The organism is Nocardia mexicana NBRC 108244, assembly GCF_001613165.1.
Classification (GTDB): domain Bacteria; phylum Actinomycetota; class Actinomycetes; order Mycobacteriales; family Mycobacteriaceae; genus Nocardia; species Nocardia mexicana.
The window spans coordinates 110418-126841 of the sequence record NZ_BDBV01000006.1; the positions used below are offsets into that span (position 1 = coordinate 110418).

The 16424-nt window shown below is 67.0% G+C and carries 18 protein-coding genes; 10 read left to right on the top strand and 8 right to left on the bottom strand.

What is annotated here, in order from left to right; translation table 11 throughout:
* Nucleotides 1-45: 45 nt before the first annotated feature.
* Both NM1_RS03260 and NM1_RS03265 read right to left on the bottom strand, forming a co-directional pair.
* Nucleotides 46-1020, bottom strand: a complete 975-nt coding sequence (locus tag NM1_RS03260) for a HAMP domain-containing sensor histidine kinase (RefSeq protein WP_246011416.1) — start codon at nucleotides 1018-1020, stop codon at nucleotides 46-48.
* Between the two features lie 67 nt (nucleotides 1021-1087).
* Nucleotides 1088-1798 (bottom strand): response regulator transcription factor, encoded by a 711-nt coding sequence (locus NM1_RS03265; RefSeq protein WP_068013687.1) that lies wholly within the window; start codon nucleotides 1796-1798, stop codon nucleotides 1088-1090.
* A 345-nt stretch (nucleotides 1799-2143) separates the two neighbouring features.
* Here NM1_RS03265 and NM1_RS03270 point away from each other — a divergent pair, with 345 nt between their 5' ends.
* The 3 genes from NM1_RS03270 to NM1_RS03280 all read left to right on the top strand — a co-directional run bounded on the left by NM1_RS03270 (nucleotide 2144) and on the right by NM1_RS03280 (nucleotide 5659).
* Nucleotides 2144-3340: a L,D-transpeptidase gene (locus NM1_RS03270; protein ID WP_068013689.1), complete on the top strand. Its 1197-nt coding sequence runs from the start codon at nucleotides 2144-2146 to the stop codon at nucleotides 3338-3340.
* Between the two features lie 152 nt (nucleotides 3341-3492).
* On the top strand, nucleotides 3493-4839 hold the full coding sequence (locus NM1_RS03275; RefSeq protein ID WP_068013691.1) for an SCP2 sterol-binding domain-containing protein: 1347 nt from the start codon (nucleotides 3493-3495) through the stop codon (nucleotides 4837-4839).
* Between the two features lie 97 nt (nucleotides 4840-4936).
* Nucleotides 4937-5659 carry an MgtC/SapB family protein gene (locus NM1_RS03280; RefSeq protein WP_068013693.1) on the top strand — a complete coding sequence of 241 codons (723 nt, stop codon included), beginning with the start codon at nucleotides 4937-4939 and terminating at the stop codon, nucleotides 5657-5659.
* A gap of 39 nt (nucleotides 5660-5698) precedes the next feature.
* On the opposite strand, the gene NM1_RS03285 is transcribed toward NM1_RS03280, so the two are convergent.
* Entirely contained in the window at nucleotides 5699-6130 is a 432-nt protein-coding gene (locus tag NM1_RS03285; protein WP_068013924.1) for a hypothetical protein, read from the bottom strand.
* Between the two features lie 267 nt (nucleotides 6131-6397).
* Here NM1_RS03285 and NM1_RS03290 point away from each other — a divergent pair, with 267 nt between their 5' ends.
* The 3 genes from NM1_RS03290 to NM1_RS03300 are packed head-to-tail and all read left to right on the top strand — an operon-like array spanning nucleotide 6398 to nucleotide 7983.
* On the top strand, nucleotides 6398-6754 hold the full coding sequence (locus tag NM1_RS03290; RefSeq protein ID WP_068013694.1) for a hypothetical protein: 357 nt from the start codon (nucleotides 6398-6400) through the stop codon (nucleotides 6752-6754).
* Nucleotides 6755-6793: 39 nt separating this feature from the next.
* A complete protein-coding gene (locus NM1_RS03295; protein WP_211339423.1) occupies nucleotides 6794-7543 on the top strand; it encodes an SDR family NAD(P)-dependent oxidoreductase in 750 nt (249 codons plus the stop codon).
* 8 nt (nucleotides 7544-7551) lie between these two features.
* Entirely contained in the window at nucleotides 7552-7983 is a 432-nt protein-coding gene (locus tag NM1_RS03300) for a MerR family transcriptional regulator (protein WP_068013698.1), read from the top strand.
* Here NM1_RS03300 and NM1_RS03305 read toward each other — a convergent pair.
* A complete protein-coding gene (locus NM1_RS03305; RefSeq protein WP_068013700.1) occupies nucleotides 7929-9320 on the bottom strand; it encodes an FAD-binding oxidoreductase in 1392 nt (463 codons plus the stop codon). The genes NM1_RS03300 and NM1_RS03305 overlap by 55 nt on opposite strands.
* A gap of 62 nt (nucleotides 9321-9382) precedes the next feature.
* Here NM1_RS03305 and NM1_RS03310 point away from each other — a divergent pair, with 62 nt between their 5' ends.
* The 4 genes from NM1_RS03310 to NM1_RS03315 all read left to right on the top strand — a co-directional run bounded on the left by NM1_RS03310 (nucleotide 9383) and on the right by NM1_RS03315 (nucleotide 11369).
* A complete protein-coding gene (locus NM1_RS03310) occupies nucleotides 9383-10369 on the top strand; it encodes a helix-turn-helix transcriptional regulator (protein WP_211339424.1) in 987 nt (328 codons plus the stop codon).
* A gap of 322 nt (nucleotides 10370-10691) precedes the next feature.
* The gene (locus tag NM1_RS43740; RefSeq protein ID WP_246011463.1) at nucleotides 10692-10949 is read left to right on the top strand and encodes a hypothetical protein; all 258 of its coding nucleotides are present in this window, start codon (nucleotides 10692-10694) and stop codon (nucleotides 10947-10949) included.
* On the top strand, nucleotides 10867-11055 hold the full coding sequence (locus NM1_RS43745; RefSeq protein WP_246011455.1) for a type II toxin-antitoxin system RelE/ParE family toxin: 189 nt from the start codon (nucleotides 10867-10869) through the stop codon (nucleotides 11053-11055). The genes NM1_RS43740 and NM1_RS43745 overlap by 83 nt, the downstream gene beginning before the upstream one ends.
* Nucleotides 11052-11369 carry a helix-turn-helix domain-containing protein gene (locus tag NM1_RS03315; protein ID WP_068013702.1) on the top strand — a complete coding sequence of 106 codons (318 nt, stop codon included), beginning with the start codon at nucleotides 11052-11054 and terminating at the stop codon, nucleotides 11367-11369. Before NM1_RS43745 ends, NM1_RS03315 begins: the two co-directional genes overlap by 4 nt.
* Nucleotides 11370-11443: 74 nt before the next feature.
* Here NM1_RS03315 and NM1_RS03320 read toward each other — a convergent pair whose 3' ends face one another.
* Genes NM1_RS03320 through NM1_RS43750 form a run of 4 tightly spaced genes read right to left on the bottom strand, consistent with a single transcriptional unit; the run spans nucleotide 11444 to nucleotide 16252 of the window.
* Nucleotides 11444-12337: a potassium-transporting ATPase subunit C gene (locus tag NM1_RS03320; protein WP_068013704.1), complete on the bottom strand. Its 894-nt coding sequence runs from the start codon at nucleotides 12335-12337 to the stop codon at nucleotides 11444-11446.
* Between the two features lies 1 nt (nucleotide 12338).
* Complete coding sequence (gene kdpB / locus NM1_RS03325) at nucleotides 12339-14492, bottom strand: potassium-transporting ATPase subunit KdpB (RefSeq protein ID WP_068013706.1); 2154 nt, start codon at nucleotides 14490-14492, stop codon at nucleotides 12339-12341.
* Nucleotides 14489-16165 carry a potassium-transporting ATPase subunit KdpA gene (gene kdpA / locus NM1_RS03330; RefSeq protein WP_068013709.1) on the bottom strand — a complete coding sequence of 559 codons (1677 nt, stop codon included), beginning with the start codon at nucleotides 16163-16165 and terminating at the stop codon, nucleotides 14489-14491. Before kdpA ends, kdpB begins: the two co-directional genes overlap by 4 nt.
* Complete coding sequence (locus NM1_RS43750) at nucleotides 16166-16252, bottom strand: potassium-transporting ATPase subunit F (protein ID WP_114699638.1); 87 nt, start codon at nucleotides 16250-16252, stop codon at nucleotides 16166-16168. It lies immediately after the preceding gene.
* Nucleotides 16253-16424: the final 172 nt, after the last annotated feature.

The following is a 16424-nucleotide window of genomic DNA, read 5'->3' on the forward strand; positions in this document are numbered from 1 at the left end:
CTTTCAGAATTGCGAATGAACTTTGAGGCCACCCGGTCGACTACTTTACGGTCGTGTTACAGAAATATGTTCGGTGAATTGCGTCACGGCAGGTAGCCGGACGATGAACCTCGCACCCCCTCCCGGACTATCCCTACATTCGACCATTCCCCCATGTGCCGCAACGGTTTCCGCAACGAGCGCCAAGCCGATTCCGGTGCCCGTTCCGCCGCGTCTGCCGCGGCGCACCGTCACGAAACGTTCAAATATGCGCTCCCGATCCGCCGCCGCGACGCCCGGACCGGAGTCGTCGATTGTGATCCACACCTCAGTCCCCCGATGGTCCACCCCGACCCCGACCACGCCGCCGCCGTGCTTCTCGGCGTTGTCCAGCAAATTCACCAGCGCACGCTCGAGTTCCAGCTTGCGGCCGGTCACCGTGCCGTCGGCGGACACGGTCAGCAGCTCCGGCGGATAGCGCAGCTCGTCGAGGGTGTGGGTGAGCAGTTCGCGCACCGACAGCGGTTCGGCGTCGGCGCCGTGCATGCGCGCCTCCGCGCGCGCCAGCGCCAGCAAATCGTCGAGCAACCGGCGCAGATGCTCCAGTTCGGCCCGGACCAGCACCAACGCCTGCCGCGAGCGCTGCGGCAGTTCGTCTTCGTAGCGGGACATCACCCCCACGCTCGTGGTGAGCGTCGTCAAAGGCGTTCGCAATTCGTGACTTACGTCACCCACGAGGCGGCGTTCCCGATCGATGCGGCGCTGCAGCGAGTCGACCATGGTGTTGAACGCGTCGACCGTCGGCGCCAGATCGGGGTCGTCGGTATCGGGCAACCGGGTGCTGAGCTCGCCCGAGGCTATGCGTGCCGCCGTGCCGGTGACCCGCTGCAGCGGGTCCAGCAAACGCCGCGTGAACCACAGACCGAACACCGCGCCGATCGCGGTGCCCGCCACCGCGCAGACCGCCAGCGTCACCCAGAAGCCGCGCCCCAGCGCCGACACCGTCGCCGCCAGCACCGCCGACACCAGGCCCGCGGTCACGGCGAACGCGAAAATGGCTCGGCCGCGCAAACTTTGGCGACTGGGCAGCCGAAAGCGGCTGCGCTGCTCAGCGTTGAACATCGAGTCGATAGCCGAGCCCTCGCACGGTGACGACGATGCACGGCTCCGACGGATCTCTCTCGATCTTCGTGCGCAGCCGCCGCACATGGACGTCCACGATCCGCTCGTCGCCGAAAAAGCCACGATCCCAGACCCTTTCGAGCAGCACGCTGCGCGAGAGCACGCGCCCCGGCGTCTCGGCCAGCTCGCACAGCAGGCGAAACTCCGTCAGCGTCAGGTGCAGTTCCTCCTCCCCGCGGCGCACGGTGCCGCCCTCGACCGACAGCAGCAGCGGGTTCTCCTCGTCGGCGTCGAGCACCACCTCCTGCGGCGCCGGCGGCTCGGCGAACTGCTGGGCCCGCCGGCGCAGCGCCCGCATGCGCGCGGTGATCTCCTTGATCTCGAACGGCTTGGTCACGAAATCGTCGGCGCCGGCCTCCAGCGCGGCGACCACGTCGTGAGTATCGTCACGCGCGCTGACCACTATGATCGGCACGTCGTGATCGCGGCGGATCTCCCGGATGCAGGTGAAGCCATCCATCTCGCCCAGCATCAGGTCCACGATCATCACATCGGGCGCACCGTTGTCGCGCAGATGTTCGAGCGCATCCTCGGCTTCCTCGGCCTCTTCTACGTCGTACCCTTCGTCCTCCATGGCCAGCCGCAAGGCGCTCCGTACCCTGTCGTCGTCCTCTACGATCATCAGGTTCGCGCTCATGCCTCCGCCTCGCTAGCGCTCGGCTCCGGCATGACCGCGACAGCGGCTGTGCCGACGATTCCCTCGCTGCGCTCGCTCATAAATCTTCTTCCCTAGCAGAAACTCGGCCGTTTGCCCCAGCGCCTTGATGGCACGGTTACGGAGGGCAGAGAACGGTAGCTGGAGTACCCGCTCAATCATTTCGTAAACATGGGGCAACACCTCGGTGTGCCTCTTCCCCCAGTGTCCCCGTAAACTACGCGCCAAGACAGTTTGGCCATGGTGCGCTGCGGGGGCCCGCTCAGCAGGCGCACGGCGAGCGCAGGAGACACCATGTCAGGTCGCCGCTGCCGATTCGGTGTCGCAATGGGTGTGATCGCCCTGGTGACGATGCTGATGGCCGCGTGCTCATCCTCGTCGGGATCCGGACCGAAACCGGCCCCGGCGAGTTCCGGACCGGCGGCGCCGGTGATCTCGGTGACCCCGGGGAACGGCAGCGAGGACGTCGATCCGCTGGGGAAGATCGAGGTCTCCGCCTCCGACGGCATCCTCTCATCGGTCACCATGACCAATGACCAGGGCAAACCGGTGGATGGGATCCTCACGCCGGACAAAACGGCCTGGAAGCCGACCGGCCCGCTCGGGTACGGGCGCACCTACAACGTCACCGCGCAGGGCGTGACCATCGCCGGGCCCAGCGGCCCCACGAAGGCCAGCTTCTCGACGCTGACGCCACGCAATCAGACCAAGGCATACCTGACCACCACCGGTGGCCAGACGTTGGCCGAGGGCGGCACCTACGGTGTCGGAACGGTCATCGTGGCCAAGTTCGACGAGCCCATCGCGGACAAGGCGGCGGCCGAGAAGCGGCTGAGCGTCACCACCGATCCCCCGGTGCAGGGCGCGTGGTACTGGCTCGACGACACCCGGGCGCACTGGCGACCGCAGCAGTACTGGGCGCCGGGCACCAAGGTGAACGTCGCGGCGAACATCTTCGGCGCCGAGCTGGGCGGGGGGATGTACGGGCAGGAAGACACCAAGACCAGCTTCACCATCGGCCCGTCGCACGTGTCGATCGCCGACGACAACAACAAGCAGGTGCAGGTCTTCGAGAACGGCAAGCTGATCCGCACCATGCCCACGTCGATGGGCCGCGGCGGCAGCCAGCAGGTCGGCGGCAAGACCATCTACTTCAACACCCCGGCGGGGACCTACACCGTGATGGACAAGGGCAACCCGGTGATCATGGACTCCTCCACCTACGGCCTGCCGGTCAACGACCGGCTGGGTTACAAGGAGACCATCGGCTGGGCCACCCGGATCAGCGGTGACGGAATCTACCTGCACCAGCTCGATGACACGGTATGGGCGCAGGGCAGCCAGAACCTGTCGCACGGCTGCCTGAACCTCAACGGCGAGAACGCGAAATGGTTCTTCAATTTCTCGCTGCCCGGGGATGTCGTGGAGGTCCGCAACACGACCGGACCGCCGCTTCCCACCTGGAACAACGGCGACTGGCTGGTGCCGTGGGATCAGTGGCTGGCGGGCGGCGCGCGGGACTGAGCACCTGCCCCGGGCCCGGCCGTTCTCGCACGTGGCGGGCCCGAATACGCTGAGCCGCAACCGGATACCCGAAGTCGGCTGTCGCATGCCCGGGCCCGACGTTACGATGCGCGCTGCATGCCGTACGCGTTTCGATGGGCAGGTGGTGCCGAATGGCCAGACGGAAGAAACTCGACGAGCATCCCACCGTCCTCCGGGTCCGGGAGCGATCCGGCCGGCCCGTCCGGCCGTCGACGCCACTGGATGCGGAATGGTTGCGTGACCTGGCGCTGCGGTCGGGCGCCGACGATGTCGGGTTCGTAGAGATCGAGCGCCCGGAGCTCGCCGACGAACGCGCCGAGATCGACGCCGCACTCCCGGGCGCCCGCGCGCTGATCAGCTTCGTGTGCCGGCTCAACCGGGACAGCATCCGCAGTCCCGCGCGATCGGTGGCAAACCTCGAGTTCCACCACGGCAACGACGACACCAACGATGTGGCCCGCCGGATCGTTACGGCCCTCGAGCGGCAGGGTGTCCGCGCGCTGAACCCCTCCGTCGGCTTCCCGATGGAGATGGACCGGTTCCCGGACCGGATGTGGGTGGTCTCGCACAAACCCGTGGCCGTCGCGGCGGGACTGGGCCGGATGGGCATCCACCGCAACGTCATTCATCCGCAGTTCGGCAATTTCGTGCTGCTGGGCACCGTCGTGATCGACACCGAGATCGGCGAGTACTCCCGGCCGATCGACTTCGATCCGTGCCTGGAATGCAAGCTGTGCGTCTCGGCCTGCCCCACCGGCGCGATCTCCCCCGACGGGCATTTCGACTTCTCCGCCTGCTACACCCACAACTATCGCGAGTTCCTCGGCGGTTTCGGCGACTGGGTGGAGCAGGTCGCCGACAGTCGCAGCGCGGGCGATTACCGATCGAAGGTCGCCGACAACGAGACCGCCTCGATGTGGCAGAGCCTGTCCTTCGGCGCCAATTACAAAGCCGCGTACTGCATGTCGGTCTGCCCGGCGGGCGAGGACGTCATCGGCCGCTATCTCGACAACAGCAAGGAACATCTCAACGACGTCGTGCGCCCGCTGCAGAACAAGGCGGAGACCGTCTACGTCGTGCGCGGGTCGGACGCGGAACAGCATGTCGCCCAGCGGTTTCCGAATAAACAGGCCAAATTGGTGGCGCGCGGGTTGCGCCCGGCCAGCATCGACGGATTCGTGACCGGGCTGCCGCTGCTGTTCCAGCGCGGACAGGCCCGCGGCATGACGGCCACCTATCACTTCACCTTCACCGGCGCGGAGCAGCGCCGCATCACGGTGGCGATCCACGACGGCGACCTCGACGTCACCGACGGGCACCAGGGCGAGCCGGACATGCGGATCACCGCCGACTCCCGGACCTGGCTGCGCTTCCTGGCCAAGAGGTCGGTGCTGCCACGGGCAATCCTGCTGGGCCGCCTCAGGATCCACGGCTCGCCGAAGCTGCTGCTGGCCTTCGCCCGCTGCTTCCCCACCTGAGCAGCGGGCCGCGGTGCGCATCGCATCGTTCGCGAGGGGACGTGTGCGGCTGCTCACGACCGTGCTTGCTCGGCGGAGACCGCGCTAGCCTGGCCGGGTGGTACTGGCGTATTTCGGCGAGCCGACGGGTCAGGGCCTCACCCAGGTGGCAGAGTTGGCCATCGCCCTGCTCCTGGCGTCGGCGATCGGCCTGGAACGGGAGGTCCGGCAGAAGAGTGCCGGATTGCGCACGCACACCCTGGTGGGTTTCGGCGCCGCATTGATCATGCTCGTGTCCAAGTACGGGTTCACCGATGTGCTCGGCGACCACGTGGAGCTGGATCCGTCGCGAGTGGCCGCGCAGATCGTCTCCGGACTCGGATTCATCGGTGGCGGATTGATTTTCGTGCGGCGGGACACTGTCCGCGGCCTCACCACCGCGGCGAGTATCTGGCTCACCGCCGCCGTCGGCATGGCCGCCGGGGCGGGGCTGTGGCTACTGGCGATCCTGGCCACCCTGGGTCACTTCTTCGTCGTATTCGCCCTCAGCCCGCTGGCGGCACGGCTGCCCGGCTCGAAGTACGCCCCGTCCCGGCTGCGGCTGAGCTACCTGGACGGGCGCGGTGTGCTGCGGCGAGCGCTCGTCGAATGCGCGGACCACGAGTTCGTGGTCGGCAATGTGTCGATCGAACAACCCGATCTCGAGGACTCGGCCCGAACTGTCTCGGTGTGGCTGTCGGTGCAGGGCCGGGGCTCACTCGGAGAGCTGACCGCGTCACTCGCCGAAATCGAGGGCGTCCTCACGATTTCCACCGAGAACGGCGGCGTGACGACCGTGTGACGAGGCCCCGGGCCGCCCGTGCGGACGGCCCGGAACGCATCAGGAGCCGCAGTGCTCCCCTGCCTTGTCGCCCTTCACACTCGTGGCCTTCCAGCCATTGTTTTCGCCGATGTAGCCGCCCCAGTCGACGCACAGGCCCTTCGCCTGGATGCGCACGGGGCCCGCGTACCAGGTGAAGTCGCCGTTCTGGTTCTCCGCGGGATTCGCCTTACCGTCGAACACCTGCACACCGGCGCCCATCGGCATCCGGTCGCCCTGGTGGTCCCGCACGGTGACCACGCAGTTCTGCTCGCCGTTGTAGGTCAGGAAGATGGTGCCGCCTGTCAGCTCGTGCTTGTCGATGACCTCGTACCCGGCACCGCACATATCCTTGTCGTAGCTTGCCGCCGACGCTGTCGCCGGCAGGAAAACCGTTGCCGCTGCGGCAATTCCGAGCGCGCCCATCCCCGTGGCGACGGTCTTCTTGATCATGCAGAACTTCCCTTCTCGATGTACGAATTGCGGTCCGCTTTGTACCATTTCGCGGGCGGTGCCGCGGTTTGCGTTCCCTCCGTTGGGGATATCGACACCGGGCGAGTCGTCGGTCACGGCCACCACATCGCAGGTCGTAGCGATTTCGTGAAGAGGTACGCCGAAAGCCGCAACGTCCCGTAAAGGCGGCAGCCACGACGCGATGATCGCCCTAGCGTCGATCGCGGAATATCCAGCGCGCAGAAGGTACGAGGTGACGTCCGTCCCATGCACATTCATTCCGATCTGACGGCACTGTCGGACCTGGTCAGCCAGCGATACGCGGTGGAGGTGCTCGACGCCCTGGCGCAGCGCCCGCGGACGTCGGCCGAACTCGCGACCTTCGCCCCGCAATCATCGGTCCTGGACCGGACGCTGCGCGAACTCGCGGCCCGCGGAATCATCCGGACCGACGGCACCTGGGACGACACCCGCACCCTGCCCGGCACCATCACCCTCACCGCGGCGGGTTTCGCCCTCATCGGCGCGCTGTCCCGCTTCGACGTGTGGGCGGCGCTGTACGCACACGCGGGCCCGGCACGGTACCGCCGAGGCTCCATCCGGCGCCGCGATTCGGGTCACTGACTTGACCTTCACCCCGGCGTCAAGGTTTAGCGTCGCGGTATGAGCGAATCGAGTTCGTTGCGGGGCCGGGCCGTGGTGGTCACCGGTGCGGGGACCGGGATCGGGCGGGCGGCGGCCCGCCGGTTCGCAGCGGCGGGAGCGGACGTGCTGGCGGTGGGCCGCACCGCGCAGACGCTACGAGAAACCGCTGCCGACAGCACAATTCGTGTTCAGAACGCCGATGTCGCCACGGTCGAGGGGAGGTCCGCCGTGGTGGCCGCGGCACTGCGGGAGTTCGGACGGATCGATGTGCTGGTGAACAATGCGGGCATCACGCGGCCCGCCCCGCTCGGCGAGATCGATCCCCTTGTCGCACAACAGCAGTTCGATACCAATCTGAGCGGCCCGCTGTTCCTGACCCAGGCCGCGCTGCCGCATATCGGCTCCGGTGGCGTCATCGTCAATGTCACGTCGAACTCGCCGCACCGAGGCTGGCCGGGGGCCTCGGTCTACGGGGCGACGAAGGTGGCGCTGGACTTCCTCACCAAGACGTGGGCGCTGGAGCTGGCCGAGCGCGGCATTCGCGTCGTCTCCGTCGCCCCCGGGATCACCCGGACGCCGATTCTCGACAATGCCGGTCTCACACCGGAACAGCTGGAATCGGCCGAGCAGTTCGTGGGCCGAGTGCCGCTGTCCCGGATCGCCGATCCGGACGAGATAGCCTGGTGGATGGTGGCGGTGACCCATCCCGAGGCCGGTTACCTGACCGGTCAGGTCATCCGCGTGGACGGCGGCCTGGACGCGGCGTGAGGTGAGGCATGCGAATCGGTGAACTGGCCCGGCGCACGGGAGCGACCCGCCGGGCGCTGCGCTACTACGAGGAGCAGGGCCTGCTTCCGGATCGCCGCTCGCCCAACGGATATCGAGAGTACGACGAGCACGCCGTGCGACTGGTGGACAATATCCGCCGGCTGCTGTCGGTGGGTTTCACCGCCGAGGAGATCGTCGGCTTCCTCCCCTGCATGAACACCGATACCCCGCTGCACGACCTCTGTCCCGCCGGCGCCGAGGCCGTGGCCCGCAAGCTGGCCTCCGTCCAATCCACCATCGACGACCTCACCCTCACCCGCGACCGCCTCACCGACCTACTCGCCGCCCACCGCGGACCACCACCACTGTCCGGTTGCGCGCCAACCTATCCGGTGACGACCTCGGTCATGGCCGGGGAAGCTGTCGGACGGACGGGGTGATTGGCGCGGAGCAGACCGTGTGGGTCGCATCGCGATGCGATCGCGGCGAGCCGTTCGAAATCCCCTGGCGCGAAGGCGGATCGGATCTCCTCCTCGCCGACCGGGCCGAAGGTGAAGTTCAGCGACGTGCCGATCGCGTTGCGGGAGAAGGGTTTCAGCGCCGCGCGGTGGGTCGATCGCACCAGTTCCCGCTCACCGTCGTCGACCGGGGACAGGACCGACACCGAGTAGGCCGCTTCGCGGTGGCCGACGGCATTGGGGATGCGCGGCGGCCGGGCTAGCGCACCACCGAGGTGACGCAGTCCGGCCACGACCATGATCGGGGCCTCGGGCCCGGATGCCGTTGCCAGACCGGCCAGGTCGTTGCCATCCAGCTCGGACACCAGCACGTTGCGGGAGCGGTAGGCGTGCGGCTGATCCGGTTCGTCGAAGATCGCCCCGGATTCGGTGAACGGGCGCTCTCGGAGCGTGTCGAGCAGGATCGGCCCCGCCGACCGCAGCGGATCCACCACCGCGGCGCCGTCCCTCGGCGAGCCGAGATATGACACCTGGACCTGGGCAACATGCCTGCCGCGCAACGGTTCCGGCAGCATCGGCAGGTCCGGGAACGACATCATCGTCACCGCCGAGGTCATCTCCTCGGGGACCCCGGCCGTCCAGCGGTGCCAGGCCGCGGGCAGGTCGGTAACCTGCGTCAGATCGAAATACAGACTGCCGCCGTAGATTTCGGCCACCGGCAGCAGATCGATCTCCATGCCGGTGACCACGCCGAAATTGCCGCCGCCCCCGCGCAGGGCCCAGAACAGGTCCGGATCGGATTCGGCCGTGACGTGGTGCGACCGGCCGTCGAGGGTCACCAGATCGATGCGGCGCACGTGATCGGCCGCGAATCCGTACCGCCGCGCGAGCAGGCCGACACCGCCACCGAGCGTGTAGGAGATCGCGCCCACACCGGGGAAGCTGCCCGACAAGGGCGCCAAGCCGTGCGGGGCCGCCGCGTCGATCACGTGCTGCCAGGTCGCGCCCGCTTGCACCCAGGCCGTGCGGGCCCGCGGATCCACCCGCACACCGGACATGTCGCGCGTGCTGATCAGCACGCCGTCGGTGGGGGCGGCCAGGCCGTGCCCGGTCGCCTGCACCGCCAGCGGCAAGCCGCGCTCGGCCGCCACCTCCACCGCCGCGCGGATATCGCGCTCACCCGTCGCGGCGACGACCACGCCGGGGCGGTGCTGGTCCAGGAGCTGGAAGCCGCTCCGTTCCCGGTCGTATCCGTCGGTCTCGGGCAGATGAATCCGGCCGTCCACGCGCCCGGCAAATTCCTTCTCGATTTCGTTCATGAGAGCCACGCTATGAACCCTTGCGGACACATGTTGTCCGCAAGGTCGGGCATTCTGTCTGTGTGATCGACGACTCGGAATCCGTGCGGAAGAACATGCCGGGGCGGCTGCTGCGGCTGCTGTCGCTGCTGCAGAGCCGTCGCGAGTGGCAGGGCGCCGAACTCACCGACCGGCTCGGGATCAGCGCGCGGACCCTGCGCCGCGACATCGATCGGTTGCGGGCGCTCGACTATCCGGTGGACAGCACCTCGGGCACGGCGGGCGGCTACCGCCTGACCTCGGGCCGGAATCTGCCGCCACTGCTGCTGGACGACGAGGAGGCGATCGCCGTCGCGATCGGCCTGATCACCGCGGCCGATGTGGGCGGGATCGAGGAGAGTTCGATGCGTGCGCTGGCGAAGCTGGACCAGGTCCTGCCGGTGCGGCTGCGCCCCAGGCTGGCGGCCCTGGCCGATACCGCCGTGGCCCTCCCCGCACGGCCCGGCGTCGCCCCGGATCCCGCGACGCTGGCCACGCTCGCCTCCTGCTGCCGGGAAAGCCGGGTGGTGAACTTCGATTACCGCGGCCGCGGCGAGGCTCCCGGTGCGCGCCGAGCCGAGCCGCATCACCTGGTGGTCATCGAGCGCCGCTGGTACCTGATAGCGCACGATATCGACCGCGCCGACTGGCGCATTTTCCGAGTCGACCGGATCGACCGTCCGGTCCCGGCACATGCCCGGTTCGTCCCGCGCCCTCTCCCCGCACGCGATCCGGCCGACTATCTGACCCGCTCCCTCGCCCGCGCAACCTACCGCCACACCGCCCGCCTCGCCGTACCCCTCGACGTGGATACGTTGCGCGCCAAGCTTTTCGCCCCCGTCCCCGGCTCGGTCGACCCCGACGGCCCGAACGCCTGCACCGTCCGACTGAGCGCCGACTCCGCAGAACTGGTCACCCAGTACGTGGCAGCGATCGCGGCACTGGACACGGCCGTAGAACTACTGGACGCCTCCGACGAGGTAGCCGAAGGCCTTCGCAGATCGGCCGAACGCACCACACGACTGCCGTAGACGTCCCGGTTGTGGAGATCCCGTCGTCGCGGCCCCAGGGGGCCGCGACGACGGGAATGGGGATATGGCAAGGCGACTGGAATGAGGACACGGCAAGACGACTGGAATGAGGACACGGCGCGACGACAGGAATGAGGACAAGACGACACGGGATGAGGACAAGACGACACGGGATGGGGACAAGACGACACGGGAACGAGGACAACAGAAACGGGGCGGCGGGGATGAGAGACACTGCCACTCCCCCTCGGTGATGAGAAGGCACCCACGTCAGTGTTGGAAAGCTCCACCCTATAGTATAGTGATCGCTATACTTCCGGGCGTGGCTGCCGGGGAGTGGGAAATCTACGTCATAGACGAGGTTCGAGAATGGATCACACAGCTCGACGAAGCGAACTACCGAAGGGTCGTGCAGGCCATCGATGTTCTGGCCGACATCGGCCCGAGTCTCGGACGCTCCCTTGGCCGATACGATCGCCGGCTCGTCGATACCCAACTTGAAGGAACTTCGGCCGGGCACGGTTCGCATCCTGTTTGCATTCGACCCTTGGCGAGCTTGCGTACTGCTGGTCGCGGGTGACAAGGCCAACCAGTGGGCGTCGTGGTACCGATGTGCAATCCCATTGGCAGAGCAGCGATACGAGCTATATCTGAAGAAGCGAGAGGAAGAAGAGGACCGACGATGAGCGGATTCTCCCGGTGGAAGGACATCCGTGCCGAATTCGTCGAGCACGCCGGTGGTGAGACAGCGGTCGCCGCGGGAAAGGAAGAGCTTCTTGCGCAGGTGGTCGGGCACCGCTTGGCTGAGATACGTAAGGCGCGCGGATTCACCCAGCAGGACATCGCGGACCGAATGGGCGTCACGAAAGGCCGGATCTCCCAGATCGAACAGGGCAAGGTGTCCGGCCAAGAGGTGATTGCCAGGTTCGCCGAGGCGCTCGGGGGGCGGCTGCATCAAGCGATCTACTTCGATGACGGGGATATCGCAGCCATCGCCTGACGGCTGTCGGGTGGGGACGCTGAAAAAGGCCGCCTTCGTCTGGAAGACGAAGGCGGCCTTGGGGTTTGGGTGGGTTAGCTCTTGGTGGGGTGTTGCTTGTCCAGGGCGAGGTTGAGTTTCAGGACGTTTACTCGGGGCTCGCCGAGGAAGCCCAGGTCGCGGCCGGTGGTGTGGGCGGCGACCGCGGCGCGGACCTCGTCTTCGGAGATGTTGCGCGCCTTGGCGATCCGGGGGACCTGGATGGCCGCGTAGGCCGGGGAGATGTCCGGGTCCAGGCCGGAGGCCGAGGTGACGACCGCGTCCGACGGTACGGGGGTGTCGCGGGAAGCGTCGCCCTCGATGGGGACGATCAGCCCGGCCGAGTAGTCCTCGCCGACCTGCGCGCACTCCACCTTCACACCCTTGTAGGTGTCGAGAAACGGTGTGGCGGGGCAGGCTTCGTTCACGCTGACCACCTTGGTGGGATGCTCCACACCACCGCGAGAATCGCGGGGGCCGAGCACCGACAGCACCGCACCGGCGCCGCTGGGCGCGCAGAACGGCCGGCTACCGTCCACGCCCTCGCGCTCACCGATCTCCTTGCTGCGCGTGCACACCTGGGTCAGCAGGCTCTGCTTGGCATCGTCCGGATTGTCGGCGAGGGTGTCGACGATGCTCTCCGGACCGAGGTTGGTGAAGCTGGTCGAGGTCGGGTCGTAGCCGTCGCCCTTGCCCGACGACGACGGGCGGCTCTGGAAATACTGTGCCAGCGCGGTGCCGTTGCCGTCGGTGAACGCCTGCCCGATCAGCGACGAGCCGACGACCCTGCCGTCCCGCTCGATCAGCGAGCCGTCCGCCTTGTCGTTCAAGCCCGGCAGCTGAGCGACCACGAAAACCGCTACGGGATAGACGATTCCGGTGATCACGGTGAGCACCAGCAGCGCACGCAACGCAGCGAGGTGTTGCCGGATCCAGGTTGACATACGCATATCAGGACATCCCAGGGAGGAATTGGACGACAAGGTCGATGATCTTGATGCCGATGAACGGCGCGATGATGCCGCCGACACCGTAGATCGCCAGGTTGCGGCTCAACAGCTTCGACGCACTCGACGGCGTGTACTTCACGCCCCGCAGCGCGAGCGGAATCAACGCCACGATCACCAGAGCGTTGAGCACCACCGCGGACAGGATCGCCGACTGCGGACTGTGCAGCCGCATGATGTTGAGCACGTCCAGGCCGGGGAACAGCGCCACGAACAGCGCGGGAATGATCGCGAAGTACTTGGCGATGTCGTTGGCGATGGAGAACGTGGTCAGCGCGCCGCGCGTGATCAGCAACTGCTTGCCGATCTCCACGATCTCGATCAGCTTGGTCGGATCCGAATCCAGATCGACCATGTTCCCGGCCTCCTTGGCGGCCGAGGTGCCGGTGTTCATCGCGACACCGACGTCGGCCTGCGCCAGGGCGGGTGCGTCGTTGGTGCCGTCACCGGTCATCGCGACCAGCCGGCCGCCGTCCTGTTCGGTCTTGATCAGCGCCAGCTTGTCCTCGGGCGTAGCTTCCGCGAGGAAGTCGTCGACGCCCGCTTCGTCGGCAATGGCCTTGGCGGTCAACGGATTATCGCCGGTGATCATGACCGTGCGAATACCCATGCGGCGCATCTCGTCGAAACGCTCACGCATGCCCTGCTTCACGACGTCCTTGAGGTGAATCACGCCGAGCAGCCGGGCATTCCCGTCCTGGATCTCGCCGACCACCAGCGGGGTGCCGCCGGAGGCGGAGATGCCGTCCACGGTCACACCGACCTCGGTCGGCACCTCGCCGCCGTTGCCGCGCACCCACTCGGTGACCGCGCTGGCCGCACCCTTGCGCAGCTGATGGCCGTCGTGCAGATCCACGCCCGACATGCGGGTCTGGGCGGTGAATTCCACCCAGTGCGCGCCGGTCAGCTCGCCCGGGGTGCGCTCGCGCTTGTTGTAGGCCTGCTTGGCGTACACCACGATCGAGCGCCCCTCGGGGGTCTCGTCCGCGAGGCTGGAAAGCTGTGCGGCATCGGCGATTTCGTCCTCGGTGACGCCGGGCATCGGCACGAACTCCGAGGCCTGGCGGTTACCGAGGGTGATGGTGCCGGTCTTGTCCAGCAGCAGCGTGTTCACGTCGCCCGCGGCCTCGACCGCGCGCCCCGACATGGCCAGCACATTGCGCTGCACCAGCCGGTCCATGCCCGCGATACCGATCGCCGACAGCAGCGCCCCGATGGTGGTCGGAATCAGGCACACCAGCAGCGACACCATGACGATCCCGGTGACACCGTTGACGTCCAGCGCCAACGTGTCCGCGACACCCGGATTGTTCGACTTGGAGAAGATCGCCATCGGCTGCAGCGTCACCACCGCGAACACGAAGATGATGGTGAGCGCGGCGAGCAGGATGTTCAGCGCGATCTCGTTCGGCGTCTTCTGCCGCGCCGCACCCTCGACGAGCGCGATCATCTTGTCGATGAAAGAGCCGCCGGGCTCCTGGGTGATCTTGACGACGATCCGGTCCGACAGCACCGTGGTGCCGCCGGTGACGGCCGAGCGGTCGCCGCCGGATTCGCGGATCACGGGCGCGGACTCGCCGGTGATGGCCGATTCGTCCACGGAGGCAATGCCTTCCACGACATCGCCGTCACCCGGGATGACCTGGCCCGCCTCCACCACGACGTGGTCGCCGCGCTGCAGCTCCGGCGCCGCGACCTGCTCCTCTGTGATTCGTTCCTGCCCGGGGTGCCATTCGACGAGTCGCCGCGCGACGGTGTCGGTCTTGGCCTTGCGCAGGGTGTCGGCCTGTGCCTTGCCGCGCCCCTCGGCGACGGCCTCGGCCAGATTGGCGAAAAGCACTGTGAGCCACAGCCAGACGACGATCGCCCAGGCGAAGAACGTGGGCTCGGCAATGGCCAGGATGGTCGACCACACGGCGCCGATCTCGACGATCAGCATCACGGGATTGCGCCACAGCGTGCGCGGATCCAGCTTCTTGAAAGCGTCCGGCAGCGACTTCACCAGCATCTGCGGATTGAACAGGCCGCTTCCCGCGCCGCCCTTGGAATGGGAACTGGATTCGGGTGTCTTCTCGGTCTCGAGGGTGGGGGCGGTCATGAGTGGATTCCTTCGGCGAGCGGCCCGAGCGCCAGCGCGGGCAGGAAGGTGAGGGCGACCAGGATCAGCGTCACGCCGACGACCATGCCGACGAACTGCGGGCGATGGGTCGGCAGCGTGCCGATCGATTCGGGCGTATGACCTTGCGCGGCAAGCGATCCGGCCAGCGCGAGTGCCAGGATGATGGGCACGAATCGGCCGAATACCATCGCCAGGCCCAGCGCCGTGTTGAACCAGTCGGTATTGCCGGACAGTCCCGCGAAGGCTGAGCCGTTGTTGTTGGCCGCGGATGTGAATGCGTACAGCACCTCCGACAGGCCGTGCGGGCCGGTGTTCGCCATGCTCGCGCGCTGGCCCGGCATCGCCATCGCCGACGCCGTACCCACCAGCACGATCAGCGGACTCACCAGGAAATACGTTGCGGCCAGCTTGATTTCGCGCGGTGTGATCTTCTTGCCCAGGTACTCGGGCGTGCGGCCGACCATGAGCCCGGCGACGAAGACCGTGATCACCGCGAGGATCAGCATGCCGTACATACCGGCGCCCACACCGCCGGGCGCGACCTCACCGAGCTGCATATTGAACAGCGGCCACAGGCCGCCGAGGCTGGTGTACGAGTCGTGCGCGGAGTCGACGGACCCGGTGGAGGTGAGCGTCGTGGCGGCCGCGTAGGTTGCCGAATTCGAGACGCCGAACCGGGTTTCCACATCGGCCATCGCCGAACCGACCGCGGTCGGCACGGTGCCGTGGTGCATCAGCTGGAAGACGTTGGTGAGCGTCACGCTGATGATCGCCAGCGTGGCCATCACCGCCGTGATCGCGTAACCCTGTTTCGGGCTGCCGACCATGCGGCCGAAGGTGCGCGGCAGCGAGAAACTGATCATCAGGATCAGGAAGATCTCGAGCCAGTTCGTCCAGGTGGTCGGGTTCTCGAACGGATGCGAGGCGTTCACGTTGAAGAAGCCGCCGCCGTTGGTGCCCAGCTCCTTGATGACCTCCTGGCTGGCAACCGGACCACCCGGCAGGGTCTGTGTCCCGGTGCCCGCCACGGTCTGCGCGACCTGGTCGTACACGTGGAAGTTCTGGATCATGCCCGCGGCGACGAACACGATGGCGAAAACGAACGCGATCGGCAGCAGGATTCGGATGGTTCCCCTCACCAGATCCACCCAGAAGTTGCCCAGATCGCTGGTGTTGCGGCGGGCGAACCCGCGCACCAGCGCGATCGCCACGGCGATGCCGACGGCGGCGGACACGAAGTTCTGCACCGCCAGCCCGACCATCTGCACGGTGTGGCCCATCGTGGACTCACCGGCGTAGTTCTGCCAGTTCGTATTCGTGACGAAGCTGATCGCGGTGTTCCAGGCCAGGCCGCCGGTCATCTCCGTGCCCGGCTCGCTCAGATGCCAGGGCAGGTGCCCCTGCAGCAGCTGCAGGAAGAACAGGAACAGCACGCTGATCGCCGAGAAGGCCAGCACGCTGCGGGCGTACACGCCCCAGTTCTGCTCGACCCCCGGCTGCACGCCGATCAGCTTGTAGATGCCGCGCTCGACCCGCGAGTGCTTCTCACCCGAATACACCCGGTACATGTAGTCGCCGAGCGGGATGTGAATCACGGCGAGCGCGATGACCAGGGATACGACGAACAATATCCCCGCAGTAGTCGTGTTCACCTAGAACCTTTCCGGAAACAGCAGCGCCGCAACCACATACAGCGCGACACCGACGGCCAGAACCAGACCGATGATGTTCTCCGTCACAGCCGCTCCACACCCCGTTGGATCAGGCCGAGCAGCGCGAAGACCGCCACGGTCAGCAGCGTGAACACCACGACAGACATGTCGAAACCTCTCTCGGATCAGCGGCGCACAGCAAGATGCGCCGCACAGAGTCAAGCGGTCGTCCAGGTCTTTTTCGACATCGTTAACGAGT

Bases quoted from the DNA above. Each gene is read 5' to 3' on its own strand.
- NM1_RS03275 (WP_068013691.1), top strand. From the start codon at position 3,493: ATGGCCAGACGGAAGAAACTCGACGAGCATCCCACCGTCCTCCGGGTC.
- NM1_RS03265 (WP_068013687.1), bottom strand. From the start codon at position 1,798: ATGAGCGCGAACCTGATGATCGTAGAGGACGACGACAGGGTACGGAGC.
- NM1_RS03290 (WP_068013694.1), top strand. From the start codon at position 6,398: ATGCACATTCATTCCGATCTGACGGCACTGTCGGACCTGGTCAGCCAG.
- NM1_RS03270 (WP_068013689.1), top strand. From the start codon at position 2,144: ATGGGTGTGATCGCCCTGGTGACGATGCTGATGGCCGCGTGCTCATCC.
- NM1_RS03305 (WP_068013700.1), bottom strand. From the start codon at position 9,320: ATGAACGAAATCGAGAAGGAATTTGCCGGGCGCGTGGACGGCCGGATT.
- NM1_RS03300 (WP_068013698.1), top strand. From the start codon at position 7,552: ATGCGAATCGGTGAACTGGCCCGGCGCACGGGAGCGACCCGCCGGGCG.
- NM1_RS03295 (WP_211339423.1), top strand. From the start codon at position 6,794: ATGAGCGAATCGAGTTCGTTGCGGGGCCGGGCCGTGGTGGTCACCGGT.
- NM1_RS03320 (WP_068013704.1), bottom strand. From the start codon at position 12,337: ATGCGTATGTCAACCTGGATCCGGCAACACCTCGCTGCGTTGCGTGCG.
- NM1_RS03315 (WP_068013702.1), top strand. From the start codon at position 11,052: ATGAGCGGATTCTCCCGGTGGAAGGACATCCGTGCCGAATTCGTCGAG.
- kdpB (WP_068013706.1), bottom strand. From the start codon at position 14,492: ATGACCGCCCCCACCCTCGAGACCGAGAAGACACCCGAATCCAGTTCC.
- NM1_RS03285 (WP_068013924.1), bottom strand. From the start codon at position 6,130: ATGATCAAGAAGACCGTCGCCACGGGGATGGGCGCGCTCGGAATTGCC.